Source organism: Actinoallomurus liliacearum (assembly GCF_039542035.1).
GTDB classification, from domain to species: Bacteria; Actinomycetota; Actinomycetes; order Streptosporangiales; family Streptosporangiaceae; genus Actinoallomurus; species Actinoallomurus liliacearum.
In genome coordinates, this window is the sequence record NZ_BAABHJ010000040.1 from 18,100 (window position 1) to 43,236 (window position 25,137).

The following is a 25,137-nucleotide window of genomic DNA, read 5'->3' on the forward strand; positions in this document are numbered from 1 at the left end:
GCTACCCCCTGCCGGTCTCGGTGGCCAGCAGGTCACGGACGGCCGCGTCGATGAAGGCGGCGTCGGCGGGGTTGGCGCCACCGCCGGTCAGATGGCCCCAGATCCCGGGGATCACCCGGACCCGGCCGCCGGGGATGTGCCGCGCGGCGCGGATCTCGTCCTCGGGCGGGAAGTACAGGTCCTTCTCCGCGGGGAGGGCGAGGGTCTCGGCCGTGATGGAGCCGAGCGCGCGCTTGAGGTCGCCGTCCATCCCGGGCGTCGCCGACACGTCGGCGTGCCGCCAGGTCCACAGCATCGACAGCAGGTCGTTGGCGTCCTGGTCGATGAAGTTGGCCTCCCAGAAGCCGGGCAGGAAGTCCTCCAGTGTCGTGAACCCGAGCTGCCGGTAGGTCTCCTCCCAGTAGAAGGCCTGGGAGAACCCCCAGCCGGCGTAGACCCGGGAGAACGCCCTGATGCCCGCGAGGGGCTGCGTCGCATAGCGTCCGTCGCGGTAGGCGGCGTCCAGAGTGAGGGTCGCCCGCAGGCTCTCGATGAACACCACGTTGTGCGGCGAGGTCTTCGGCGCCCCGCAGAACGGCAGGGCGCGCGCGACCATCTCGGGATGGCTCACCGCCCACTGATAGGTCTGCAGGGCGCCCATCGAACAGCCGAGGACGAGGGCGAGCCGTTCGATGCCGAGGTGCTCGGTGACCAGGACGTGCTGGGCCCGGACGTTGTCACGGATGGTGACGTCGGGGAAGTCGGCGGCGGCGTGCGGCGACGGGGTGTTGGAGGGCGACGAGGACACGCCGTTGCCGAACAGGTTCGGCACGATGACGAAGTACTCCCGTGGGTCCAGCGCCCGGTCCTCGCCGATCAGCCACTCGTTGGAACGGTGATCCCCGGCGAACCAGGTGGGGAACAGGACGGCGTTGGTCCGGTCGGCGTTCAGCCGGCCGTACGTCCGGTAGGCGAGCCGGGCCGGCCGCAGGGTGTCCCCGTTCTCCAGCGCGAAGTCGGGAAGCTCCAGGATCTCGTGGTCAGTGGACAAGTGACTCTCCGATGAGGGGATCTTCGTGATCGGGTCGGGGAACGGCGCGGGCGGCGGTCTCGAAGAGCCGGTCCTCCTCGCCGGTCCGGCAGATGAGCTGCAGCCCGGTGGGCAGGCCGTCGACCGTCCCGGCCGGGACGGTGAGCGCGGGCAGGCCGAGAACGTTCCATGGGCTGGTCAGCGCGAGCAGGGCGTCCCGTACGCGCACCAGTCCGCCGTCCAGGTCGACCTCCCGCCGGTCGACGGGCGGCGCGGTGATCGGCACGGTCGGCAGCGCGAGGACGTCGTGGTCCTCGAAGAGCGCGGCGACGGCGTCGGCGAGCCGCGGGCGTGCCCGCAGCCCCCGCACGTACCGCCAGGCGGGCACGGTGGCGGCCGTCCGGAGGCGTTCGAGGACCTCCGGGTCGAACAGGCCGGGCCGCTCGGCCAGGCGTTCGGCGTGGACGGCCGCCGCCTCGCCGCTCTGGACGGCGACGAACGCCTCACGCAGGTCCTCGGCGACCCGCTGCGGGAGGCGGAGCTCGTCGAGCGGGCCCTCCAGCGCGGAGCGCGCCGAGTGCAGGACGCGGGTGTCGGCGGGGAAGAACGCGCGGGGGTCGAGCCAGCCGACTCGGGACGTGCCCTCCGCCGACGGTCCGCGGCACGGGACGAGTGCGCGGTAGGCGATCCGGCAGTCGTCCGCGCTCGCGGCGAGCAGGCCGACGTGGTCCAGCGTCTCGGACAGGGGGAAGACACCGTCGGTCGAGATCACGCCGTACGCGGGTTTGAACCCCGATACCCCGCACAGCGCCGCCGGGATGCGGACGGAACCGCCGGTGTCGGTGCCGATGGCGAGGGGGACCATGCCCGCCGCCACGGCCGCGGCGCTTCCGCCGCTGGAACCGCCGGACATCCGCGCGGGATCACGCGGGTTGCGGCAGGGGCCGGTCGCGGAGCGGTCGCCCGTGGGGCCGTAGGCGAACTCGTGGGTCGTCGTCTGACCGACCAGGATCGCGCCCGCCTCCTTCAGCCGCCGGACACAGTCGGCGTCGGTGGAGGGCACGTGGTCGGCGAAGTGCCGTGAGCCCATGGTCACGGGCCGGCCCGCGACCATGATGACGTCCTTGACCGCCACCGGTATGCCGTGCAGCGGGCCCCGGTCGAGGCCGTCGGCGAGTTCGCGGTCCGCCTGCCGGGCCGCGGCCAGCGCCTGGTCGGCGGACGTGGTCGTGAACGCGTTGACGAGGGGGTCGAGCCGGGCGACGGCGTCGAGCGAGTGCCGCGCGAGGTCGGTGGCCGTGATCCGGCGCCGCCGCAGGTCCGCGGCGAGGTCGCGGAGCGACCGGCCGGCGAAGTAGCCGCCGGTCGCGGCGCTCGTACGGGAGGAGGTCACGGTGTTTCCTTGGGAGTCGGCGGCCGTCGTCACACGTGCCGGAAGCCGGGGAGCAGGTCGAGCAGGGGGACGATCGTCGCCGTGCACAGCGCCATGGTGGCGGTGTAGGCGACCATCGGCGGCAGGTGCGGTGGCAGTCGCCGGGCCAGCGCCGCCGCGAGCGGGGGCGCGATCATCGCGCCGAGCAGGGCACCGAAGATGATCGCCTGGAGCGTTCCACCGAAGGTCAGCACGGTGGCCGGGGCGACCGACACGACGGGGACGAAGGTCGGGTACCAGCCGTGGGCCGCATGGCGCCCGCGCCAGAACATCACGCCGCAGGCGGCCGTCAGGATCTGGGCGGCGAGCAGGTGCGGCAGCAGGCCGCTGCCGTACGCGGGCGCGGCGGGGTTCAGGAGGAAGTGCAGCACGCAGCCCAGCAGCAGCCCGGCTCCGGCCCACTCATTGCCGTAGAACTGGGCCTCGGTGAGGTCCGCGAGGATCCGGCGCGGCACCCACGAGGGGCCGTGGCGGACCTGGGCCGGCGGCATCGGCTCGGCAGGGCTGAGGCTCACCCGGAGGGGCGGCATCCAGGGCAGCCTGGCGCAGATCGAGCAGGCGATGAGGCCGCCGAGGGACATGGCCAGCACGCTGCCCACCACCGGTGACAGGCCCAGCGGGACGCAGACCTCGTTCACCGCGAGCACGGCGATGGGCGTGACGAGGGTGGCGCCCAGCGCCGCCCCGGTCACGGCGACGAGCCAACCCTCGCCGTACAGGATCACCACCGCGGGCGGGACGGAGACGAACGGCGCGAACGTCGGCTGCCAGCCGCCCGGCGTGGACAGCGTCCACCCCCACAGCAGGTTGCTCGCCACCACTCCCAGGCCACCGCTCAGGGCGACCCACGGCCACATCCCCGTGCCGCACGCCTGCGTGAACCCCTGGTAGCGGGCTCCGCGTCGTCGGGCGGCATGGGCGAACGCCGCACCGGTGATCAGGAGCAGGCCGCCGAGAGCGGACTTGGCCAGCGTCGCCTCGGTGGTGTCGCCGAGGATCCAGTACACGTACCAGGCCGGATGGGCGTAGCCGAGCCTCCAGGAGGCGTACCCGGGGACGACGGCGGGGAGCGCGGGCCGCAGGAGGTCCAGCGCCATCGCCAGCGACGACGCCAGAGCGACGACCGTGATGGCGGTGGCCCAGAGCCGGAGGGCGTGCGCGCGTTCGGGCGCGCGGAGTGTCGTCGTGGTCATCGTGACCGGTCCTCAGCGCGGGGCCGCGGGGCTGCGGGTGTAGCCGAGCATCGGGTCGTACAGATCGGTGCGCCGGTCGCGGATCAGGTCGTTCAACGGGGTCCAGATCGGGGCGCTGCGGGCGGAGACGACGTCGATGTCGGCCATCAGGATGGTCTCCTCCTCGGCGCCCGCGACCCGGCCGATCGGCCAGCCGTTGGTCCCGGCGATGAGCGAACAGCCGAGGAAGCGGGCGTCCCGGTCGGTCCCGACCCGGTTGGCGGCGGCGATGAACACGTTGTTGACGTGCGCGGCGGTCATGGTCAGATACGAGGCCATGCACCTGCCGCTCTCGTCGAAGATCGGCGGTGGCGTCCACACCCAGTTGTTGACGCTGCAGATGATGTCCGCGCCCTGCTGGGCCAGCAGCCGGGGCACCTCGGGGAACCAGATGTCCCAGCAGACCAGCAGGCCGATCCGCCCGATCCGCGTCTCGAACACCGGGAAGCCCAGGTCACCGGGGGTGAACCACAACTTCTCCCGGTTCCACAGGTGGGCCTTGCGATAACGGCCCACGTAGCCGTCCGGTCCGACGAGGACGGCCGTGTCGTACAGGCGCACGCCGTCGCGTTCGGCCAGGCCGCCGACCAGGTACACCCCACGCTGCCGGGCGAAGGACTCCCAGGCCCGGACCGTCTCCCCGTCCGGGACGCTCTCCGCGTGGTCGTACGCCTCGGCGCGGTCGCGGAAGCTGTAGCCCGTCGTCGCCAGCTCCGGCAGGACGATCAGGGTGGCGCCGTCGTCGGCGGCCCGGGCCGCCAGGGCGAGCGCCCGTTCGGAGTTGGCGGCGCGGTTCTCCAGGCCGACCTGGGGGTCGAACTGGATCACGGCGACCCGCGCCGGGCTGACGGACGAGTCGGGCGCCGATGATCCGTGCGGAGGGGTGGTCGTCATCGCGGGGTCCTTTCCCGTTGCCCAAACGTTTGGGCCAAACGTTTGGGTTAGCATGGACGCCAGTCCCGGAGCCCGTCAAGAGGCCCGGCGCGATCCGTTTCACCAGTTGTACGTGGTGGGCGGCTCGCCGACCTCTCGCGGGGTACGGGCGGGCGGCTCACCGGTTGCCCCGGGACGCGGTCACCGGCATAGGGTGAGCCGGTGCCGAAGGAGGTGAGGGGTTCGTGGCGGATCCGAAGGCTCGCCCGGTGACTCTGCGGTCCATCGCCGATCAGCTCGGGCTGCACGTCTCCACCGTCTCCCGCGTGCTGAACGGCCCCGCCGAGGACGGTGCGCGCGCGGCCTCCGGCGACACCGCCGAGCGCATCCGCCGCCTGGCCGCCGAACTCGGCTATCAGCCCGACCCCCACGGCAGCGGCCTGCGTACCGGGCGCAGCAGGCTCATCGGGGTCCTGGTCCCCCGGCTGTCCGACCTCGTGCTCTCGACGATCTACGAGGGCATCGACGAGGCGGCCGGCGAACGCGGGCTCACCACCATCGCCGCCAACACCCTCGATGACGACGAGACCCGGCGAACGCGGACGAAGATGCTGCTCGCCCGCCGCGTCGACGGCCTGATCTTCGGCGACGCCCGCCTCGACGACGCCTTCCTCGACCGGCTGGCCACGGACGGAGTCCGGTTCGTCCTGGTCAACCGCAGGGCGGGGAACCATCCGTCGGTGACGCCCGACGACCGGCTCGGCGGCCGGCTGGCCGCCGAACACCTCCTGGGCCTGGGCCACACCGACGTCGCCGTGATCGCGGGCCCGCCGTTCGCCAGCACCGGCGCCGACCGCACCGCCGGCTTCGTCGAGCACTACCGGGACCACGGCATCCGCGTCCCGGAGGCGCGGGTGCTGCACACCCCGTTCGACACCGCCGGCGGACGAGCCGCCGCGGACGAACTGCTCCGATCGCCGGACCGGCCCACCGCGATCTTCGCCGTCAACGACTTCGCGGCGATCGGCGCCCTGGGCGCGGCCCGCGATCACGGCCTCCGTGTCGGGACGGACGTCGCGATCATGGGCTACAACGACACCCCGCTGGCCGCGGAGCTGCCGATCCCGCTCACCAGCGTCGCCGTGCCGATGCGCGAGATCGGCCGCCGCGCCCTCGAACTACTGACCCGCCTGCTGGCGGGCGAGGACGTCGAATCGGAGCTCCTACCTCCGGTACTGGCCCCCCGCGCCTCAACCGGCGCCGCCCGCGCATAGGACCACCCCCCGCATCGACGCGCGTCGCCCGGCCGGACGCGCCCCTGACCGACCCGCCCGGTACGGCGAGATGCCCGGCGGCTGCTCGCGTGAGCGCACAGGCTCGACGAAGACACCGCCATAGGCCGAAGTCGAAGGGTCGCCGCCCGCGACCCGTCTATGCCGAGGATTTCCGTCGCTCCAGCGACGGAAATCCTCGGCATAGACCCGCAGCTTAAGGACGGCGCGAGAGGTGCCCCGCCTGGGCGTCGGTTCTCGCAGGTGTGAGCAACGGAAGCCCGCCCAGGCGAGGAGCTCAAGGACCGAACCGAGCCCAGACGACCTTTCCCCGGTGCGGGGACGGCTGCCAGCCGAGTCGTCCGTTCGTCAGCTCCCGGATCAGGAACAACCCGCGGCCGCTCTCGTCGGCCTCCCCCGGATCGACGATTCGCGGCATCGTCGCGGTGTCGGGATCCCACACCCCGACCTCGATCACCGGATGCGCCGGACGGGCGACCCATACGTTGATCAGGGCGCCGGGGTACTGCCGGGTCGCGTTGGTGGCCAACTCGGTCAGGATCAGCCGCCCGAGGTCCCGGAGTTCGGCCAGGCCCCACGATGCGACGGCCTGGTCAACCAGATTGCGCACCAAGTAGACATTTTCCGGACAGGCATGCATTTCAAGAGTGAATCGGTCCGGGACCGTCCAGTCGTTCACCTGTAGGGCCGTCATCACCATGCCTCGTCTTTCGCCGAAGACCTCACCGTCTGCCGTGTATTGCGATCTGGCTACATGGTGCACAAGCATGGATACTTACGGTGACAGCCAGCAGTTCCGTGGCAGGTTCAAGAGTGAGCCTGCATGATCCGGTTGTCGCCGGTTGTGAACCGGAAATCGGGAGTGGTGATGACGGTCGGACGAACCACAATGCTGAAAGTATTCGGGGGCGAAGTGCGGCGATTCCGGGTCGCGGCCGGCCTCTCGCAGGACCGCATAGCAGCGAAGATTCCCATCTCGGGCTCACACATCGGCAAGATCGAACGCGGCGAGACCCGCTGCGATAGGGCCATCACGGTCAGACTCGACGAACTCCTGGATACGAGAGGCACCCTGCCCTCGCTCTGGGACGAACTCGTCAAGAGCGCAGCCTTCCCCGTCTGGTTCGACTGGCCTCCCGTCGAGGAGCAGGCCACTCTGCTCCAGTCATACGAGAACCAGGTCATCTACGGCCTGCTCCAGACGGAGGGATACGCCTCCGAACTCCTGAACGGCGACAAGGAGGCCGTGGCGGCCCGAATGGGGCGGCAGCAGATCCTCATCCGCGAAGACCCTCCGCCGCCTCGCCTGGCCGTCCTGCTAACCGAGTACGTTCTCTACCACGAGGTGGGGAACCGAGAGATCATGCGTGAGCAGCTTGAACACCTGCTCAGCCTGTCGTCGGACCGCATCTCGGTCCACATCGTCCCCGGCCCGCTTCACCCGTCAGGCACTGATGGCGCATTCGTCGTCGCTACCCTGCCGGACAGAAGCGAGTTGGCGTACATGGATACGGTGATTCGCGGACTTACCATCGATGATGTCGAGGACATTCGGGCATTGTCCGACGCATACGAGGCGATTCGGTCAAGAGCCCTGCCCGTCGATGCGTCGAAGGACTTCATCCGCAGGGTCATGGAGGAACGATGGTTGTGAAGGACGCCACTTGGCGCAAGAGCAGCCGCAGCGGCGGCAACGGCGGCAACTGCGTCGAGCTGGCTGTCGTCGAAAGGGACTCTGGCCGGGAGTAGTCCGGCCACGGCTTGACGGCGCCCCCTCACCGGCATGCGGGGGGCTCCGTCGCATCGCTCAGCCTTGCCACTGCACTTGTCGAGGGGCGCTGTTGCCACCTTGCCGTCGGGATGGACGCCTTGCCGCCGATATGGACGGCGCGTCGCCTGCTTTGTTGCGGATTGTGCGTCAACGACGGCGGCGAGGTCGGGGCGCGCGTGGCCTGACGACGTGCTGCGGCGATTATCGGCGGTTGCGGGCGAGCCGCACCGGCTGGTGCCGGCTCCGCGGTCGCTCCTGCGCTGAGCCTTCGACGGCCGAGACGACCGTTGCTGGAGCGTGCGGAAGGCTCGGCGATGGCGCAGCCATAGCGGGACGAAGTCAGCGAATCACCGCCTGCGACCCGCGTTGACCGAGCGTTTCGCGCGCCCCACCGTTCAGGAGCCGTGTGCGACACGCTTCGTCGCGCCGGCGGGCGACTGAAATCCGCGAATCGTGGGCGCGCTGGGCGAGTTTCTGTAACATCCTTTGTTACAGGAGGTGGTGATGGCGGCGAACAGTCGGCTTACGGTCGCCGTGCACGCTCTCGCCTGGCTGGCGCTGGCGCAGCGGCAGGGGCGGGATCAGCTCACGTCCGACCAGGTGGCCGCCAGCGTCAACACCAACCCGGTGATCATTCGCCGCAGTCTCGGCGACCTTCGGCGGGCGGGTCTCGTCAGCGTCCGTCACGGGCCGGGCGCCGGTTGGAGCCTCGCCCGGCCGGCCGAGGAGATCTCCCTCGTACAGGTCTATGACGCGGTCGAGCGGGATCCGTTGTTCGGGATGCACCGCAGCGAGCCGAACCTCGAATGCCCGGTCGGCAAGGGCATTCGCCCGGCGCTCGGGTCGATCTACGACGGGGCCGAGCAGGCCCTGCGACGGGAGCTCGGCCGCACGTCGATCGCCGACGTGCTCCGTCAGACCCTGCAGGTGAGCTGAGTGACCACGCCTGCCGCGCCGTCAGGGCAAAAGTGTAACAACCTTTATTACAGAAAGGACTGCCTCAATGAGCGGAGCCCGGTCGCAGGTCTTGGAGCTGCGGCAGTACACGTTGCGCAGTGGCACGCGCGACGTGCTGATCGATCTCTTCGAGCGGGAGTTCGTCGAGTCGCAGGAGGCGACGGGCATGGAGGTGATCGGCCAGTTCCGCGACGTGGACGCCGCCGACCGGTTCGTCTGGCTGCGCGGCTTCCCGGACATGCGGAGCCGGGAGGCCGCGCTCCGCACCTTCTACGGCGGTCCCGTCTGGGCGGCCCACCGGGACGCGGCGAGGGCCACGATGGTCGACACCGACGACGTGCTGCTGCTGCGACCCGTGGATGAGGGCTCCGGCTTCCCGGCGCCGAGCGAACCGCGGCCCCCGGTCGGCCGGGCGGAGTCGCCGTCCTCGCTGGTCGTCGCGACGCTTTACCGCCGCGACCGGCCCTTCGACGAGGAGTTCGCCGAGTTCTTCCGTCGCCGGGTGCGGCCGGTGCTGGCCGAAGCGGGTGCCGCGCCGCTGGCGTACCTGCAGACCGAGCACGCGGAGAACACCTACCCCGTGCTGCCCGTACGGCCCGGCGAGAACTTCTTCGTGTGGTTCGCCCGGTTCGCCGGCCGCGCCGACGCCACCGCGCGTCTACGGCGCCTGGAGGATTCGCGCGCGTGGCGCGACGACGTGTCGCCGCGGCTGTCGGCGGTCCTCGCGAGCGCGCCGCAGCGGCTGGTGCTGGCCCCGACCGCACGGTCCCTCCTGCACTGAGCCCCCGGTCGCCCGGGCCGGGGGTACCCCCGGCCCGGGCGACCGGGGGCGTACCGCCTACCAGTGGTTCCAGTGCAGGACCTCGTCGCGTGGGATGCGGCGGGCGGGCTTGAAGTCGGTTCCGATGGTGTAGGCCAGTGGGATGAACGCGGCGAGCATGACCTCGTCGTACGGGACACCGAGCGCCTTGGCGAGTTCGCGTTCGCGAGGGCCTTGGGCGGTGGTCCAGACGGTGCCGAGGCCGCGGGCGCGGGCGGCGAGCATGAAGCTCCACACCGCGGGCAGGATCGATCCCCAGGTCATGGACTGGTCGAGCACCGATGCCCGGTCGGTGCGTCCCTCCACGGCCGGGATGACGAACGCGGGCACGCGGTGGATGTTGTCGTACAGATGCCGGAGCCCGTCGTAGATGCGTTCCATGCTGCCGGGGTGGGCGTTCATGCGGCGCAGGTCGCGGTCGTTGACCGGTTGTCCGCCGCCGGTGGCCAGGGCGCGGCGGAAGATGTCGGCGACGATCCGTCGCTGGTCGCGGTCGGTGATGATGAGGAAGTGCCAGCGCTGGCGGTTGCGGCCGGTGGGCGCCTGGGTGGCCAGGTCCACGCATTCCTCGATCAGTTCGCGGGGGACGGGGCGGGACAGGTCGAGGCGCTTGCGCACCGCGCGGGTGGTGGACAGCAGTTCGTCGGGGGTCAGATTCAGGGTCATGGCGTGCTTCTCCTCGGTTGTCGCGACAGGGATCAGGAGTCGGCTGTGGCCGGTACCGACTCGGCCGCGGGCGCCGGGGCGCGCAGGCCGAGGGAGGCGATGAGGACGCCGAGCAGAGAGAAGGCTCCGGCGGTCAGGAATGCCAGCCGGTAGCCGGAGAGGGCGGAGTGGCCGAGCGGCATGACGGCCGCCAGGACGGCGATGCCGACTCCCGCGCCGATCTGGACGGATGAGGTGACCAGCCCGGAGGCCAGGCCCTGCTGGTCGTCGGGCAGGCCGCCGACGGCGGCGATGTTGAGGCTGGGAAAGGACAGCCCGTTGCCGATGCCGTGGATGAGCAGGGCGGGCAGCAGGACGGCGACGTAGTCGCCGGTGGCCCCGGCCCGCAGGAACAGCAGGATGCCGGTGGCCTGGATCAGCATTCCGAGTGCGGCCACACGTCCCAGGCCCCAGCGGTTGATCAGCTTTCCGGCCAGGTTGGCGGTCACCACGATGGCCAGGCCCATGGGGACGATGCCGAGGCCGGTCGCCAGGGCGGTGTAGTGAAGTTCCCGCTGCAGGTACAGGACGGCGACGAACTGCCAGCCGATGGTCGCGCATGCCCAGGTCAGGGCGGCGAGGTTGGCGGCGGTCAGCCGGCCCGACCGGAACACCCCCAGCGGGATCAGCGGAAGGCGTTGCCGGCGTTCGATGGCGACGAAGGCGGCCAGCAGGACCACGGCCGCGATGCCGGCGGGCCAGTTCTTCTCGGTCAGGGCGTAGACGAGCAGGAGTACGCCGCCGGTGACGGCGGTCGCGCCCGCACCGTCGAAGCCGCCTGCCGCCGCGCTCGGTCGTTCGCCGCGTGGCAGCGCGAGTGGCGCGGCGACCAGGACGGCCAGGGCGATCGGTACCGGCAGGAAGAACACCAGTCGCCAGCTGACCTGGGTGAGCAGGCCGGAGAAGATCAGGCCGGCGCTGTATCCGGTCGCGCCGGCCAGGGAGTAGATCCCGAGCGCGCGGTTGCGCCGCGGCCCCTCGGTGAACGTTGTCGTGATCAGCGAAAGCGCGGCGGGGGCGGTCAGGGCGGCGGCCACCCCCTTCACCACGCGGGTGAGGACGAGAAGCCAGCCGACCGACAGCAGGCCACCGGCCAGGCTCGCCGCCGCGAAGGCGCCCAGCGAGATCAGGAACATCCGGCGGCGGCCGAACAGGTCGGCGATGCGCCCGCCCAGCAGCAGGAAACCACCGTAGGCGACCGCGTACCCGGACATCAGCCACTGCAGGGTGCTCTCCGGCAGGGACAGGTCACGTCCGATCGAGGGCAGCGCGACGCCCATGAGAGACAGGTCCATCGAGTCCAGGAACACGGCTGCGCACAGCAGGACCAAGGCCGTCTGTCGCCGGCCGTCGGAAACGGTCATGACAACTCCATCTGCTCGCCAACAATCTGTGGACAGATGATCCAGACCGTAGAGCGACAAATCATCTGCTGTCAAACAATTGGCGATCAGACGGTTGTTGGTAGGATCGAGCTGATCGAACAGGTGAGAGGATCAGCGCCGACCATGACAGCGGACCGTTCGAAGCCGACCTACTTCCCGCAGTTGGCGGCGGAACGCCTGGACATCGCCCTGTGCCGGGCCTCGGCCGCGGTCGCGCGGGCGGCCGACGCGCACGCCGGCGAGCACGGCCTGGGCGTAGGCCAGCATCTGGTGCTGAAGATGCTCGAGGCCGTCGGCCCCTGCTCGCAGCAGACGCTGAGCGAAGAGTTGCGCATCGACCGCACGGTCATGGTGAGCGTCTGCGACGACCTGGAGAAGGCGGGTCACGTACGCCGGGAGCGCAACCCTCGTGACCGGCGCTCGTACGCCGTCACCATCACCGACGCGGGGCGACGGCGCCTCGCCGAGGCCGAGGCGTCGATCCCGGAGTTCCTCGAGGACACCTTCCACGGCCTGACCTCCGCAGAACGAGACCAGCTGAGCGCCCTCCTGGGAAGGCTCCTGCGTCTCCCGGACTGAGCCCGTCCGCGCCGTACCCCGGCCGGTGACGGTCGATCCAGGTTGGATCAGAGTTGTCATTCAACTGATTGATTGAATATCGTTCCGGCATGCCGACACGGAGGACGTCACAGTCCGGGGATCGCGGCACGGCGGCATCGCAGACGCGGGAGCGGATTCTCGAGGCCGCCGTGGCCGAGTTCGGGGCCAAGGGTTACGCGGGCGCGCGCACCGCCGGGATCGCCGAGCGCGCGGGTGTGAACCAGCAGCTGATCTCGTACTACTTCGGCGGCAAGCAGGGCCTGTTGGAGGAGTTGCGCCGGCGCTGGCAGCGGACCGAGGCATCGATCGCCGCCCGGGACGCGTCGTTCGACGAGTCGGTCGCCGCCCATCTGAACGCGATGTTCGATCGGCCCGACTGGGCGCGGCTGGTGATCTGGCAGGCACTGGGTGACTGCCCCTTCACCGACGCCGAAGAGGGCGAACGCCACTTGGCAGCCCAGCGGGCCCGACTGGCCGAGTCGGTGGCGAGGATGCGCGAACGTCAGCGGGCCGGCGAGGTCACCGACGCGGTCGAACCGGAGTTCGCGCTGCTCATCGCCTACGCGGTGGCCTTCGCACCGATCGCGATGCCGCAGTTCGTACAAGAGCTGTTGGGCGGTGATCCGCTGTCGCCGCCGGTCCGGGACCGGCTGCACGACCAATTGATCAAGCTTCTCGGCACAGCCGGCGATTAGGGAGTTCACGGAATGGTCGCAGTCGTCTTCGGAGCCCGGGGAAATGTGGGCCGTCATGTCGCCGCAGGTCTGCTCGCGGCGGGCGAGGAGGTCCGGGCGACGAGCCGGACCCCCGATACGGCGGGCCTTCCGCCGCGGATGCAGGTGGTGGCGGCCGATCTCGAACGGCCTGAGACCCTGCCCGCCGCCCTGGACGGCGCGGAGCAGGTCTTCCTCTACGCCAAACCGGACGGCGTCCAGGGTTTCGTCGAGGCCGCCAAGGCGGCGGGCGTACGGCACGTGGTGCTGCTGTCATCGGCGGCGATCGTGGCCCCCGGCGCCGAGCAGAACCCCATCGCCCGGCAGCACCGGGCCGTCGAACTCGCGATCGAGCAGTCCGGCATCGACTGGACGTTCATCCGCCCGGGGATGTTCGCCACCAACACGCTGTGGTGGTGGCAGCGGTCGATCCAGGCCGACGGAGTCGTCCGCAACCCGTATCCGGACGCCCAGACCGCACCCGTGCACGAGAAGGACATGGCGGCGCTGACGGTGACCGCGTTCATCGAGCCGGGACACCGGGGGCAGGCGTACACCGTCTACGGCGCGGAGTCGCTCACCCTTCGGCAGCAGGTCGAGCACATCGGTGATGCGCTCGGCCGGAAGATCCCCTTCGAGGTGATCTCCGTGGAAGAGGCCCGGACGGAGATGGGCAGGACCCTCCCCCCTATCGGCGTCGAGACCTTCCTGCGCCAATGGGCGGCCCGCGACGGCACGCCCGCTCAGACCTCAACGATCATCGAGGAGACCACCGGTCGCCCCGCACGCACCTTCGCGGAGTGGGCCGAAGACCACGCCGATGACTTCCGCTGACGTCTGTGCCGAGGATTTTCGTCGTTGGAGCGACGGAAATCCTCGGCGGTGATGACGGGGTGAGGCGGGAGGGGAAGCCCCTCCCGCCTACTCATATGGATGCAAGCACAGCATGCCTGCTATGCCTTACCCGCGCCCGCGGACTCCGTCCGTGAGCGCTCATCCGATCAGCCGCCGTAGTAGTGGCCGGCACCGCGCGGGTAGGTACGCGGGCCGCTGGTCTGGCCGCCGACGGTGTTGTTGTTGGTCGCGTCGTTGGGGTAGACGCGCTTCCCGTTCTCGTCCACCGGGAGGCCGCCGGCCGGCTGCTTGGCCGAGCTGCTGCCGGCGCTCTTGTTGTCACGGTTCGACATGGTCGTCCCCTCCAGGGTTCTTGGTTGTGGTGATGAGTCCGGGCATTCGGATGCGCCGGGCACGGGGCTGCACTGTCCTCACCTGACCACCGACGGCAACTGCCGTCTTGGCCGTGGACTCCTGCGTCACCCGGGAGAGCGGCTGTACGGTCATCGGGGTCAGCGGCGGTAGAGGGTGAGGTTCTCCTCGCCGATGCGGTCGCGCAGGGCTGGGTTCTCGATGCCGAGGCCCTCCTTCTCGGCGGCGACGAGCAGGCCGACCTTGCCGACGTGCTGGTTCGTCTGGACCGCACGGGTCGCCTCGCCGGCCTCCTCCAGCGGGTAGACCGTGGACAGCGTCGGGTGGATCATGCCCAGGCCGATCAGGCGGTTCGTCTCCACGGCCTCGAGGTAGTTGAAGCCGTGGCTGCCGACGATGCTCTTGATGTTCATCCACAGGAACCGGTTGTCGTACTCGTGCCGGTAGCCCGTCGACGAGCCGCAGGTGACGATCTTGCCGCCGCGCCGGGCGACGTACACCGACGCCCCGAACGTCTCCGCGCCGAGGTACTCGAACACGATGTGCGGGTCCTCGCCGGTGAGGCTGCGGATCCGCTCGCCGAGCCGCCGCCACGCCTTCGGGTGGCGCAGGCCCTCGTCGCCGAGTTCCAGTTCGCTGCGGTTGATGACGTGCTCGCAGCCCTGCCGCCGGACGAGGTCGGCCTTCTCCTCGGAGCTGACGACCGCGACCGGGACGCCGCCGCCGTTCTTGACGAGCTGCACGGCGTACGAGCCGAGCCCGCCCGTGCCGCCCCAGACGAGCACGACGTCGCCCTGCTTCATCCGGGCGCCGTGCGCGCCGACCAGCATCCGGTACGCCGTCCCGGCGCACAGCGTGTTGGACGCCGCCTCCTCCCACGTCAGGTGCGCGGGCTTGCGGATCAGCTGGTTGGCCTTGACGACCGTGAACTCCCCGAACGCGCCGAAGTTGTTCTCGTACCCCCAGGCGAGGGCGTGGCTCGACACGCCGTCCTCCTGGCTCGCGGGCTCCTGGTCGTCGATCACGCCGGCGTGAATGACGACCCGGTCGCCGACCGCGTAGTTGCGCACGCCGCTGCCGACGCGCACGACGACGCCGGCGGCGTCCGAGCCGAGGACGTGCCACGGCTGGTCGTGCCGGGCGCCCCACGGACCGGTGCGGCCGAGCTTCTCCAGGAACGCGAACGTCGGGATCGGCTCGAAGATCGCCGACCAGATCGTGTTGAAGTTGATGGCCGCGGCCATCACCGCGACGACGGCCTCGTCCGGGGCCGGCTCGGGCATCTCGACCTCGCCGACGTGGATCGAGCGCCGGACGTCCTTGTCCGTCTCGCCGTCGAAGATGCCCACCTCGTCCTTGAGCGTGTGCGCGGCACGGAACCGCGTCGGCAACTCGCAGGCGAGCAGGTCGGCGGGCCCGGCACCCGCGCGGACCGCTTCGAGCAGATCGGACATGGAACCTCCTAGGTGAGCAGTGCCCCCAGATGTCCGGCGAGGGCGTGCACGGCGGGCGGGTCGAGCAGGTTCAGGTGGTGCGCCCCCCGGATCGGGACGACCTCCAGGCGCGGGCAGAGGTCACCCAAGCCGTTCGTCTCGTCGAGCTCGTAGCGGGCGTCCCGCACCGTCCAGGGCGTCGGCTCGGTCGCCCGGTACAGGACCACGCGCCCGTCGTACGGCTCGGGCCGGTACGCCTCCAGGGACCGCGTGTCCTCGTGCGACGTGAGCTGGTGCTGCAGGATCGCGGGCGGCAGCTTCTCCATGAGCGACGCGGCGCGCTCCATCACGAGGGCGAGCTGCGCGTCTTCGCCGAGCGGGCGCAGCTCGTCGACGTCGAGCACGACCCCGAGGTCGTAGGTCTGGTTGAGGTAGGCCGCGAAGTCGGCGTACCGGCGGGCCGCGGCCTCCGCCGGGTCGTCGGCGCGGCGCGGGATCCCCGCGTCGATCAGCGCGAGCAGCTCGACGTCGCCGAGGAACCGGGCCGTCTCGTACGCCACCACGCCGCCGAACGACCAACCGCCCAGCCGGTACGGGCCCTCGGGCTGCGCCTCCCGGATCAGCTCGGCGTACCGCGCGGCGCGCTCCTCGACACTCGGCGCGTCCGCGAACCGCTCCAGCCCGAAGAACGGGCCGCCGACGAGCGTTGCGAGCTGCCGGTACACGCCCGTCGTCCCGCCGGCCGGATGGACGCAGAAGAACGGCCGTCCCCGAGTCGACGAGGTGAGCGCCCGTACGATGCGCCGCGCGGCCTCCTCCTCGCCCGCGCGGATCACCGTGGCGAGGTGCTCGACCGTCGGGTGCGCGAACAGCTCGGCGTGGTCGATCGGGCGGCCCACCTCGAGCTCGAGGACCTCCAGGACCGTACGGGCCTGGTCCTCGCGCCCGCCGAGGGCGAAGAAGTCGTCGGTCGCCGAGACGCGGTCGGCGTCGAGAACGCGCTCGAAGACCCGGACGACGAGACGTTCGGCGGCGTCGCGGGCGTCGACGAACCCATGGCGCGTCTCCGCCGGGGCGGCCGATGACTCCGAGTCGGCCAGGCCCAGCTCGGTCAGCGCCCAGGCCGTCAGCACGTGCACGCTGCCGCCCTGCAGCAGGACGGTGGCGGGCACGGTCAGGCCGAGGTCGTGTTCGAGCGCGCTCTTGATGCGGACCGCCACGAGCGAGTCCAGCCCCAGGTCGGTCAGCGACTGCGCCGGGTCGGGACCGAACCCCAGGACGGTGGCGACCCGGTCGGCGACCCGGTCCCGGACCAGCGCGCGGGCGGCGGACGGCTCGGCCGCGCGCAGCGCCTCCGCGCCCGGCCAGTCGTCCGCGGCCTGCGGGAGCGCCTCGACCAGCGCGGAGAAGTACGGCATCCGGCCGAGCTCGGGGAACGCCGCGACCGCCTGCCGCGGGTCGAAGCGGAGCACGCCGGTGGCCGCCCGGCCGTGGGCGAGCAGCGCCTCGAACGCCTCCGCGCCCTCCTCTGGCGTGATCGGGTCGATGCCGCTCGCGGGGCCGCCGCTCAGGTTCGCCGCGCCGCCGACCCGCGACCAGGTGCCCCAGTTGACCGTGTAGGCGGGCACGCCCCGCTCCCGGAGCGACCCGGTGAAGGCGTCGACCGCGGCGTTCGCGGCGGCGTACGCGCCCTGGCCGGGCGAGCCGAGCAGCGCGGCGGCCGAGGAGTACACGACCCACCAGTCGAGCTCGCGCCCGCGCGTCGCCGCGTACAGCCGGTGCGCCCCGTCGACCTTCGGCGCCCAGACCCGCCGCAGGTCGGCCGGGTCGATGTCGGTGAAGATCCGGTCGGCCAGCCCGCCCGCCGCGTGTACGACGCCGCGCAGCCGGTCCCCGGCGGCGGCGACCATCCGCTCCGCGACGCCGGGCGCGGCCACGTCGCCGAGGACGACGTCGACCTCGACGCCGCTCTCGCGCAGTTCGCTGATGGCCTTCTCCGCGTCGGGCGGCGGGCCGCTCCGCCCGGACAGCACGATCCGGCCCGCGCCGCGCTCGGCCAGCAGCCGGGCGGTGACGAGCCCGAGGCCGCCGTACCCACCGCTGATCACGTACGCGGCCCCGCGCCGCACCACCGACCGCGCCCGACCACCGCCGAGGCGGCCGTCGCCGACGGGGGGGTCGTCGAGGCGGGCGGCGCTCAGCCGGGCGACGTAGCGGGCGCCGCCGCGTCGGGCGATCTCGGTGTCGGCGGGGCGGACGCGCAGTTCGGCGGCGATCGCCTCGGCGGCCGCGTCCGCCGGTCCGTCCGGGTCGAGGTCGAGATGGGTTGCGCGCAGGGCCGGCGTCTCGAACCCGAGCACCCGGACCATCGCGCCGGCGAACGCCTGCCCCGGGTCGCCCTTGCCGGTTCCGGTCGGGCGGAGCGCGCCCCGCGTGACCAGCCACAGCCGTGGCGGCACTGACCCGCTGGTCAGGCCGCGGACCAGGCCGGACACCGCGAGGACGAGGCGTTCGTCGGTCAGGTCGCCGGGTGCCACTGTGACGACGTGGGCGGGCACGACCGCCGCCGTCACCAGGTCGCGGGCCCACCGCTCGGCGGCGGCCCAGTCGTCGACCTCACGGACGACGCCTTCGGGCAGCGCCCCGGCGATCGGGTCACCGGGTGCGGCCAGCACGACGACGTCCGCGAACGCGTCACCGTCGGCCGGGGACGCCTCAGCCGAAGACGCCGCGCCCCCAGGAGCCTCGGTCACGGCGGCCTCGGCGGCCGGGGCTTCGGCCGGGGAAACCTCGGCCGGTTCCCAGACGACCTCGGCGAGCTTCGCGCTCAGCGGCACGGGCAGGTCCGTGCGCCCGTACGAGCGCATCCGGACGTCGGTGGCCTCGACCAGGGTCCGTCCCGTCTCCCCGACCAGGCGGAGGCTGACCAGGTGGCCGTCGTCGGCGGGGATGTGGCGGACCAGGCAGCGACCGCCGTGCCGCGTCGGCCCGTGCACTCGCAGGCCGCCGATCGACTCCGGCAGCCAGGCGCCTTCGCCCAGAAGGTCGGCGGCCGCGACCAGGCAGCGGCCGAAGACGTCCGGGTGCAGCCGGAAGTGCCGGTTGCCCTCCTCGGCCGGCCCGATATCGACCTCGACGGCCACGCCTGTGTCGTCGACCGGCGGGCCGTCCCCCGACGGAACGGTGACGGACGCGCCGCTGTCGCCGACCGGGTGGCGGGCACTCGCCGCGACGACGGCGGACACGATCGAGGCACCGGTGTCGTCGGCCGGGTGGCCGAGGCTCGCCGAGGCCAAGGCGGGCGCACCGGTTTCGGTGGCCGGGTGGGTGGGGGTCGGGGTGACGGTGGCGGAGGCGGCCGGGGTCCAGGTGCCGGCGGGGGTGCGCGTGTGGATCTCGACGGTCGCGCCGTCGTCGCCGAGGGTCACGGACGTGGTGACCGTCGTGTGGTGCTCCAGGGGCACGGACCGGTGCAGGTGCAGGCCGGAGACGGTGACGTCCGGGCCGAGCAGTTCCGCGCCCGCGGCCAGTGCGATCTCGGCGTACGCGGCGGCGGGTAGCAGGGGGTGGTCGAACGGGCGGTCCGCCCACGGTGCCGCCGCCGTGCCGACGTCGGCGCTCCAGACGTGGCGGTCCTCGCCGGGCAGTTCGACGTGCGCGCCGAGCAGGGGGTGCAGGCCGGCCGCGCCGCGCGGCGGCGCGTCGATCCAGTGGTGGCGGTGCTCCCAGGCCGGGGCGGGGACGTCGACGACGCGGCCGTCCGGCGTCTGCGCGGGCAGGTGACCGTGGACGGTGAGGGTGGCCAGGGCCTCGTGGAAGGTCACGGTGTCGTCGGCCTCGGGCGGCCGCTCCCGCCCCCGCCGGGGCGGGCGGCGCAGCGTCGGGACGACGAGCGCGCCGTCGGCGGTCTCGGTGATCGCCTGGGCGAGCAGCGGGTGGGCGTTGACCTCGAGGAACGCCGTGAACCCGTCCTCCGCCGCGGCGGCGACCGCGTCGGCGAGGCGTACGGTGCGGCGGGTGTTGGCGGCCCAGTAGTCGCCGTCGAAGGCCGGGAGTTCGCGCGGGTCGTCCAGCACGGTGGAGTAGAACGGCACCTCGGCGAGGCGGCCGTGGACGCCGGCGAGCTGGACGCGCAGCGGGTCGAGGACGGGGTCGACGGCGGGCGAGTGGCCGGCGCCCTCGGCCTGGACGAGGCGGGCGAGCAGGCCGTCGTCGGTGGCGCGGGCCGCGGCCCGTTCCAGCTCCTCGGCGTCGCCGGTGAGGACGGTCTGCCGGGGCGAGGACCGGACCGCCACGTGCACGTCGGCGCCGGTCCGTACGTATCCGAGGGCGTCGTCGGCGCCACAGCCCATGACGAGCATCGCGCCGCCGCCCGTCTCGGCGACGCCGTCGAGCAGCCGGGCCCGGCAGGTCATGACCTTGAGGCCGTCCTCCGGGGACAGCGCGCCGGCGACGACGGCGGCGGCGATCTCGCCCATCGAGTGGCCGATCACCGCGCCGGGCTCGGCGCCGTACGACCGCAGCAGCGCGGCGAGGCCGAGCTGCAGGCCGAACAGCGTGGTCATCGTGCGGTACACGCCGGTGACCCGTTCGCCGCTCTCGAGGGTGTCCCAGAGCGAGAAGCCCGCCTGCGCGGCGAACGGCCCATCGAGTGTGTCGACGGCGGCGGCGAACGCCGGTTCGTCGGCGAGGAGGCGGCGGCCCATGCCGGGCCGCTGCGCGCCGTACCCGGAGAAGACCCAGACCGGTGGGGCGTCGCGGGCGACCGTGACGCCGGTGATGCGCGGTTCGCGCAGGGCCGCGGCGAGCGCCGCGCGGTCCCGGCCGACGACGGCGGCGGCCGCGCGGCCGCGCCCGAAGCGGCGGCTCAGCGTGCGGGCGACGTCGGGCAGTGCCGCGTCCCCGGCCTCGAGCCAGTCGGCGAGGCCGGCGGCGTACGGGCCGATCCGGCCGGCCTCGACGTCGGAGAGCAGGAGGGTGTGCACGGCCGGCGCGCGGCGCCGCGGCCGTACGTCCTCGGCGGGGGCCGCCTCGAGGACGACGTGCGCGTTGGTGCCGCCGAACCCGAAGCCCGAGACCCCGGCCAGGGCGGGTCGGTCATGGGTCTCGGGCCAGGGCGTCTCTTCGGCGGCGACGGCGAGGCCGAGCCCGCCGAAGTCGATGTGCGGGTTCGGCTCGCGGTAGTGCAGGCTCGGCGGGATCCGCCGGCCGGCGAGGGCGAGGACGACCTTGATCAGTCCGGCGACGCCGGCGGCGGCCTCCAGGTGCCCGAGGTTGGACTTGACCGAGCCGATGAGGACGGGCCGGCCGTCGGCGTCCGGGCCGCCGAGCGCTGCGCCGAGGGCGCGGGCCTCGATGGGGTCGCCGAGGAGGGTGCCGGTGCCGTGCGCCTCGACGTAGTCGGGGCGGCCGAGCCCGGCGTACGCGGCGCGGAGCACGGCGACCTGGGCCTCGGCGTTCGGCGCGACGAGGCCGGTGGAGCGGCCGTCGGAGTTGACCGCCGAGCCGCGGATCACCGCGAGCACGCGGTCGCCGTCACGCCGGGCGTCGGACAGCCGCTTGAGGACGACGGCGCCGCAGCCCTCGGCGCGGACCATGCCGTCCGCCGACGCGTCGAACGCCTTGCAGTGGCCGTCCTGGGCGGTCGCGCCGCCCAGGTCGAACGTCTTGGTGATCAGCGGGGAGAGCAGCACGTTGACGCCGCCGGCGACGGCGAGGTCGCTCTCCCCGGAGTGCAGGGACCGTACGGCCAGGTGCGTCGCCACGAGCGACGACGAGCAGGCCGTGTCGACGATCATGGAGGGGCCGCGCAGGTCGAAGAGGTAGGACAGGCGGTTCGCGACGATGCTCAGCGCGGCGCCGGTGGCGGTGTGGGGCCGCAGCGGAGCGGTCCCGGTGATGTAGCCGTACTCGGGCGCGGAGACGCCGACGAACACGCCGGTGCGGCTGCCGCGCAGGCTCGGCGGGGCGATCCCCGCGTGCTGGAACGCCTCCCACGCGACCTCGAGCATGAGCCGCTGCTGCGGGTCCATGACGTCGGCCTCGTCGGGCGTGATGCCGAAGAACCGGGAGTCGAAGCCGGCGATGTCGTCGAGGAACCCGCCGAGGCGGGTGAGGTCCTCCAGCGTGCCGTCGTCGAAGGGGTCCCACCGGCCGTCGGGGACCTCGCGGACGCCGTCCCCGCGGTCGAGCAGAAAACGCCAGTAGGCGTCGGGGCCGGACACGCCGCCGGGGAAACGGCAGCCTATTCCCACCACGGCGATCGGTTCGCTGTAATCGGCCGATAGCGGAAAGGCGTCATTCGCCGAATCACCGTGCGGAGCGGAGGATTCACCCTGGGCGATGACCTCGGCGAGGCGGGTGATCGTCCGGTGTTCGTAAAGGAGGGTGGCGGGCAGCCGCGCGCCGACGAGCTTTTCCAGTTCGCCGGCGATGGCGACCGCGTCGCGCGAGGTCAGGCCCAGTTCGTCCAGCGGCCGGTCCGGGTCGACCTCGGCGGCGGGCACCTTGCACCGGCTCGCCACGGCGTCGACGAGAAAGCGGCGGATCGCCGGTTTTCCCGGTCGGCGGGGGCCTGCTCCGCCCGGCTCGGTAGCCGCCATTTGTGCTACCCCCATTACCCACGGTCACTGATGAAACAACGCGGAAGAGTGAACACCGTGTCTTATCCGGCGCGACTCTGGATGCGCACGAAGCCCACTTTTCTCTCAGCTGCCTTATCACCGCGATGACAAGACTCGCCGTCGTGAATATGGCGTTATAGGTCGAATGACCCGCACGCGACATGGATGGACGCTCACTGTGATCGCGGTCGCCGGGTTCATGACCACGCTGGACAACACGGTCGTGAACGTCGCGCTGCCGTCGATCCAGCGTGACCTGCACATCTCCCTGTCCACCCTGGAATGGGTCGCGACCTCGTACATCCTGATCTTCGCCGCCGTGATGCTGGCCGGCGGCCGCATGGCGGACGTGTACGGCCGCAAGCGGATCTTCCTGATCGGCCTGGCCGTCTTCACGGCGGCGTCCGGGCTCGCCGGGCTGGCGGGCAGCGCCGAGGCGCTGATCGCCGCCCGCGTCGTGCAGGGCGCCGGTGGGGCGCTGGTCATCCCGGCGGGGCTGGCGCTCGTCACCGTCGGCCGTACCGAACGCGAGCAGGCGCGGGGCACGGTCGTCTGGGTCGGCTCGGCCGCGCTGGCGCTCGCCCTCGGCCCGGTGGCCGGCGGGTACATCGCGCAGCACTGGGCGTGGAACTGGATCTTCCTGATCAACCTCGCGCCCGGCCTGGCCGTCGTGCTGCTGGGCCTCGTCGTGATCCCGGAGTCGCGGGACACCACGGCGGACGGCGTCGACCTGCCCGGCATGCTCGCCTCCGGGACCCTGCTGTTCGCCGTCACGTACGCGCTGAACGAGGTCTCCACGCACGGCTGGGGCAGCGGCCTGGTCCTCGGCTCGTTCGCGCTGGCCGCCCTGGCGCTCGTCGCACTGATCATGGTCGAGCGGTGGGCCGCGACGCCAATGATCGACCTGGTGTTCTTCCGCAGCCGGGCGTTCGCGGGTGGGGTCGCGGTGCAGGTCCTGTGGGGCGTCGGCTTCAACGGCGTGCTGTTCTACGCCTCGCTGTTCCTGCAGCAGGTGCTGCGGTTCTCCCCGACGAAGACGGGTTCGGTCTTCGTGCCGCCGGCCGTGGTGATCGCCGCCCTGACGCCCGTGTCGTTCTGGGTGGGCCGGAGGCTCGGCGCCCGGGCCACGATCGCCTGGGGTCTGTTCCTCATGGCCGCCGGAATGACGTCGTTCGCGCTGCTGCGACCCGGGGACGGCTACGTCGACCTGCTGCCCGGCGTGGCGCTGATCGGCGTCGGCTCCGCGCTCAACATGCCCCTGACCAGCTACGTCCTGACCTCCATCCCCGAGGAGCGGTCCGGCGTCGCGGGCGGGATCCTCAGCGTCGGACGGGAGGTCTCCGGGGCCTTCGGCATCGCCGTCATCGGTGTGATCATCTCCGCGCGGCAGCGGTCCGAGGTGGCGTCCGGAGTGGGGCACGCCGCCGCGTTCCAGCACGCCACCGCGATCGGGCTGCTGTGCGGCGCCGGCCTGGTCTGCCTCGGCGCGCTGATCGCCATGGTCACGCTGCCGCCCCGTCCGCGCCGCGCCCGGCACGCCCGGCCGTACGGCCCGGTGCAGGATGCGACCGCCGGCGTCGCCGGCCTCGCCGAAGCGCTGGAACCCGTTCGGGGCGAGACCGCCGGCGTCCCCGGAGCGCCGGAACCCGTTCGGGGCGAGGCCGCAGGCGTTCTGGGAGCGCCGGAAGCGCCACCGCCGCGGACCTGGGGAGAGACCACCGGCGTTCCCGAGGCACCGGAACCGACGCCGCTGCGGGTCTGGTCGCCGTCCGCCGAGAGCGTCCGGTGACCGCGGTGCGGCGTGACATCGTCATCTTCGCGGCGGGCTCGCGGGGCGACGTTCAGCCCTGCGTGGCGCTCGGTCGCGGCCTGGCCGAACGCGGCCACGGCGTCCGGCTGATCGTCGCGGCCGGTCACGAGCCGCTCGCCGCCGGGCTGGACACCTCCGTCCTGTCCGTCGACCCGGCCCGGCTCATGGAGACCGAAGAGGTCCGCGACTGGCTACGGGGCGGCCGCAACCCGGTGCGCTTCGTCACGGGTTTCCGGCGCGTCATCCGGCCGATGGCGGAGATGCTGCTCGACGAGATCCTGTCCGGCTGCAAGGACGCCGACCTGCTGATCTTCCCGACGCTGGGCTTCGTCGGGCACCACCTCGCCGAGTACCTCGGCATCGACGAGGCGCTGATCCACTTTCAGCCCAGCCAGCCGACGAACGCGTTCCCGCACCCGCTGGTGTCCCGGGCCGGCGGCGCGAACCGGCTGAGCTACCACCTGGTGGAGCAGCTCGCCTGGCAGTTGTCCCGGCCCATCCTCAACACCTGGCGCCGCGACACGCTCGCGCTGCCGAAACTCCCGCTGGGCGGCCCGATCCGCACCGTACGGGACGTCCCGGTGCTGGCCTGCTTCAGCGAGGCCGTCGTGCCCCGGCCGCCGGACTGGCCCCCGCACGTCCGCGTCACCGGCTACTGGTTTCTCGACGAGCCCTCCTGGACGCCGGACCCGCGGCTCGAAAACTTCCTCGCCGCGGGCCCGCCCCCGGTGTACGTCGGGTTCGGCAGCATGACGCCCCCCGACTCGGAGGCGCTTTTCACGACGGTACGGGGGGCGCTGCGCGCCGCCGGCGTGCGCGGGATCCTCGCGCTGGGGGAGGACGGGCCGGCCGACGACGACGTCCTGACGGTCGGGGACGTGCCGCACTCCTGGCTGCTCCCCCGGGTACGGGCGGCCGTGCACCACGGCGGCGCGGGCACCACCGCCGCCGCGCTGCGGGCCGGAATCCCGGCCGTGATCTGCCCTTTCTTCGGCGACCAGGCGTTCTGGGGCGGCCGGCTGGCGGCGCTCGGGGCCGGTCCGGCCCCGCTGCCGATCAAGCGGCTGGCGCGGGAGACGCTCGCCGCGCGGATCGCCGCGGCCACGGGAGACGAGGCGATGCGGCGCCGGGCGGCGGAGCTCGGCCGGCGGATCGCGGCGGAGGACGGCGTCGGCCGCGCCTGCGCCGCGCTGGAGGACGCCTACGGGGTCGAGGAGACCCCGCGGGCCGGCAGCGGCCCGGGGCGGCCGCGGACCATGGAATGAGCGGGGACGGT

Annotated in this window: 20 protein-coding genes; 10 read left to right on the top strand and 10 right to left on the bottom strand. The window is 72.3% G+C overall.

The features are described 5' to 3' along the window. Window position 1 precedes the first annotated feature (1 nt). Genes ABD978_RS38670 through ABD978_RS38685 form a run of 4 tightly spaced genes read right to left on the bottom strand, consistent with a single transcriptional unit; the run spans window position 2 to window position 4,567 of the window. The gene (locus ABD978_RS38670) at window positions 2–1,030 is read right to left on the bottom strand and encodes an alpha/beta fold hydrolase (protein WP_345365748.1); all 1,029 of its coding nucleotides are present in this window, start codon (window positions 1,028–1,030) and stop codon (window positions 2–4) included. Further along, complete coding sequence (locus tag ABD978_RS38675) at window positions 1,020–2,402, bottom strand: amidase (protein WP_345365750.1); 1,383 nt, start codon at window positions 2,400–2,402, stop codon at window positions 1,020–1,022. Before ABD978_RS38675 ends, ABD978_RS38670 begins: the two co-directional genes overlap by 11 nt. A 29-nt stretch (window positions 2,403–2,431) precedes the next feature. After that, the gene (locus ABD978_RS38680; protein ID WP_345365752.1) at window positions 2,432–3,634 is read right to left on the bottom strand and encodes a hypothetical protein; all 1,203 of its coding nucleotides are present in this window, start codon (window positions 3,632–3,634) and stop codon (window positions 2,432–2,434) included. Between the two features lie 12 nt (window positions 3,635–3,646). Next, complete coding sequence (locus ABD978_RS38685; protein WP_345365754.1) at window positions 3,647–4,567, bottom strand: nitrilase family protein; 921 nt, start codon at window positions 4,565–4,567, stop codon at window positions 3,647–3,649. Between the two features lie 224 nt (window positions 4,568–4,791). On the opposite strand from ABD978_RS38685, the gene ABD978_RS38690 reads away from it, so the two are divergent. Beyond that, window positions 4,792–5,820 (top strand): LacI family DNA-binding transcriptional regulator, encoded by a 1,029-nt coding sequence (locus ABD978_RS38690; protein ID WP_345365756.1) that lies wholly within the window; start codon window positions 4,792–4,794, stop codon window positions 5,818–5,820. Between the two features lie 295 nt (window positions 5,821–6,115). On the opposite strand, the gene ABD978_RS38695 is transcribed toward ABD978_RS38690, so the two are convergent. Beyond that, on the bottom strand, window positions 6,116–6,538 hold the full coding sequence (locus tag ABD978_RS38695; protein WP_345365758.1) for an ATP-binding protein: 423 nt from the start codon (window positions 6,536–6,538) through the stop codon (window positions 6,116–6,118). A 123-nt stretch (window positions 6,539–6,661) separates the two neighbouring features. Here ABD978_RS38695 and ABD978_RS38700 point away from each other — a divergent pair, with 123 nt between their 5' ends. The 4 genes from ABD978_RS38700 (at window position 6,662) to ABD978_RS38710 (ending at window position 9,347) form a co-directional block, all read left to right on the top strand. Further along, complete coding sequence (locus ABD978_RS38700; RefSeq protein ID WP_345365760.1) at window positions 6,662–7,492, top strand: helix-turn-helix domain-containing protein; 831 nt, start codon at window positions 6,662–6,664, stop codon at window positions 7,490–7,492. Continuing rightward, entirely contained in the window at window positions 7,483–7,587 is a 105-nt protein-coding gene (locus ABD978_RS44110) for a DUF397 domain-containing protein (RefSeq protein WP_425550815.1), read from the top strand. The genes ABD978_RS38700 and ABD978_RS44110 overlap by 10 nt, the downstream gene beginning before the upstream one ends. 526 nt (window positions 7,588–8,113) lie before the next feature. After that, the gene (locus ABD978_RS38705) at window positions 8,114–8,545 is read left to right on the top strand and encodes an Rrf2 family transcriptional regulator (protein WP_345365762.1); all 432 of its coding nucleotides are present in this window, start codon (window positions 8,114–8,116) and stop codon (window positions 8,543–8,545) included. A 67-nt stretch (window positions 8,546–8,612) separates the two neighbouring features. Continuing rightward, a complete protein-coding gene (locus ABD978_RS38710; protein WP_345365764.1) occupies window positions 8,613–9,347 on the top strand; it encodes an NIPSNAP family protein in 735 nt (244 codons plus the stop codon). Window positions 9,348–9,404: 57 nt separating this feature from the next. On the opposite strand, the gene ABD978_RS38715 is transcribed toward ABD978_RS38710, so the two are convergent. Together ABD978_RS38715 and ABD978_RS38720 are read right to left on the bottom strand one after the other, a co-directional pair. After that, the gene (locus ABD978_RS38715) at window positions 9,405–10,052 is read right to left on the bottom strand and encodes a nitroreductase family protein (RefSeq protein WP_345365766.1); all 648 of its coding nucleotides are present in this window, start codon (window positions 10,050–10,052) and stop codon (window positions 9,405–9,407) included. Between the two features lie 32 nt (window positions 10,053–10,084). Then, window positions 10,085–11,455: an MFS transporter gene (locus tag ABD978_RS38720; RefSeq protein WP_345365768.1), complete on the bottom strand. Its 1,371-nt coding sequence runs from the start codon at window positions 11,453–11,455 to the stop codon at window positions 10,085–10,087. Window positions 11,456–11,599: 144 nt separating this feature from the next. Here ABD978_RS38720 and ABD978_RS38725 point away from each other — a divergent pair, with 144 nt between their 5' ends. The 3 genes from ABD978_RS38725 to ABD978_RS38735 all read left to right on the top strand — a co-directional run bounded on the left by ABD978_RS38725 (window position 11,600) and on the right by ABD978_RS38735 (window position 13,623). After that, window positions 11,600–12,055 carry a MarR family winged helix-turn-helix transcriptional regulator gene (locus ABD978_RS38725; RefSeq protein WP_345365770.1) on the top strand — a complete coding sequence of 152 codons (456 nt, stop codon included), beginning with the start codon at window positions 11,600–11,602 and terminating at the stop codon, window positions 12,053–12,055. 89 nt (window positions 12,056–12,144) lie between these two features. After that, window positions 12,145–12,771 carry a TetR/AcrR family transcriptional regulator gene (locus ABD978_RS38730; protein WP_345365772.1) on the top strand — a complete coding sequence of 209 codons (627 nt, stop codon included), beginning with the start codon at window positions 12,145–12,147 and terminating at the stop codon, window positions 12,769–12,771. Between the two features lie 12 nt (window positions 12,772–12,783). Then, a complete protein-coding gene (locus ABD978_RS38735; RefSeq protein WP_345365774.1) occupies window positions 12,784–13,623 on the top strand; it encodes an NAD(P)H-binding protein in 840 nt (279 codons plus the stop codon). 167 nt (window positions 13,624–13,790) lie between these two features. On the opposite strand, the gene ABD978_RS38740 is transcribed toward ABD978_RS38735, so the two are convergent. From ABD978_RS38740 to ABD978_RS38750, 3 genes are all read right to left on the bottom strand, one after another. Continuing rightward, a complete protein-coding gene (locus tag ABD978_RS38740) occupies window positions 13,791–13,976 on the bottom strand; it encodes a hypothetical protein (RefSeq protein ID WP_345365776.1) in 186 nt (61 codons plus the stop codon). A 159-nt stretch (window positions 13,977–14,135) separates the two neighbouring features. Then, a complete protein-coding gene (gene ccrA, locus ABD978_RS38745; RefSeq protein ID WP_345365778.1) occupies window positions 14,136–15,449 on the bottom strand; it encodes a crotonyl-CoA carboxylase/reductase in 1,314 nt (437 codons plus the stop codon). An 8-nt stretch (window positions 15,450–15,457) separates the two neighbouring features. Next, the gene (locus ABD978_RS38750; RefSeq protein WP_345365780.1) at window positions 15,458–22,045 is read right to left on the bottom strand and encodes an SDR family NAD(P)-dependent oxidoreductase; all 6,588 of its coding nucleotides are present in this window, start codon (window positions 22,043–22,045) and stop codon (window positions 15,458–15,460) included. A 151-nt stretch (window positions 22,046–22,196) separates the two neighbouring features. On the opposite strand from ABD978_RS38750, the gene ABD978_RS38755 reads away from it, so the two are divergent. Next, window positions 22,197–23,840 (top strand): MFS transporter, encoded by a 1,644-nt coding sequence (locus tag ABD978_RS38755; protein ID WP_345365782.1) that lies wholly within the window; start codon window positions 22,197–22,199, stop codon window positions 23,838–23,840. A 5-nt stretch (window positions 23,841–23,845) separates the two neighbouring features. Continuing rightward, on the top strand, window positions 23,846–25,126 hold the full coding sequence (locus ABD978_RS38760) for a glycosyltransferase (RefSeq protein ID WP_345365785.1): 1,281 nt from the start codon (window positions 23,846–23,848) through the stop codon (window positions 25,124–25,126). Window positions 25,127–25,137: the final 11 nt, after the last annotated feature.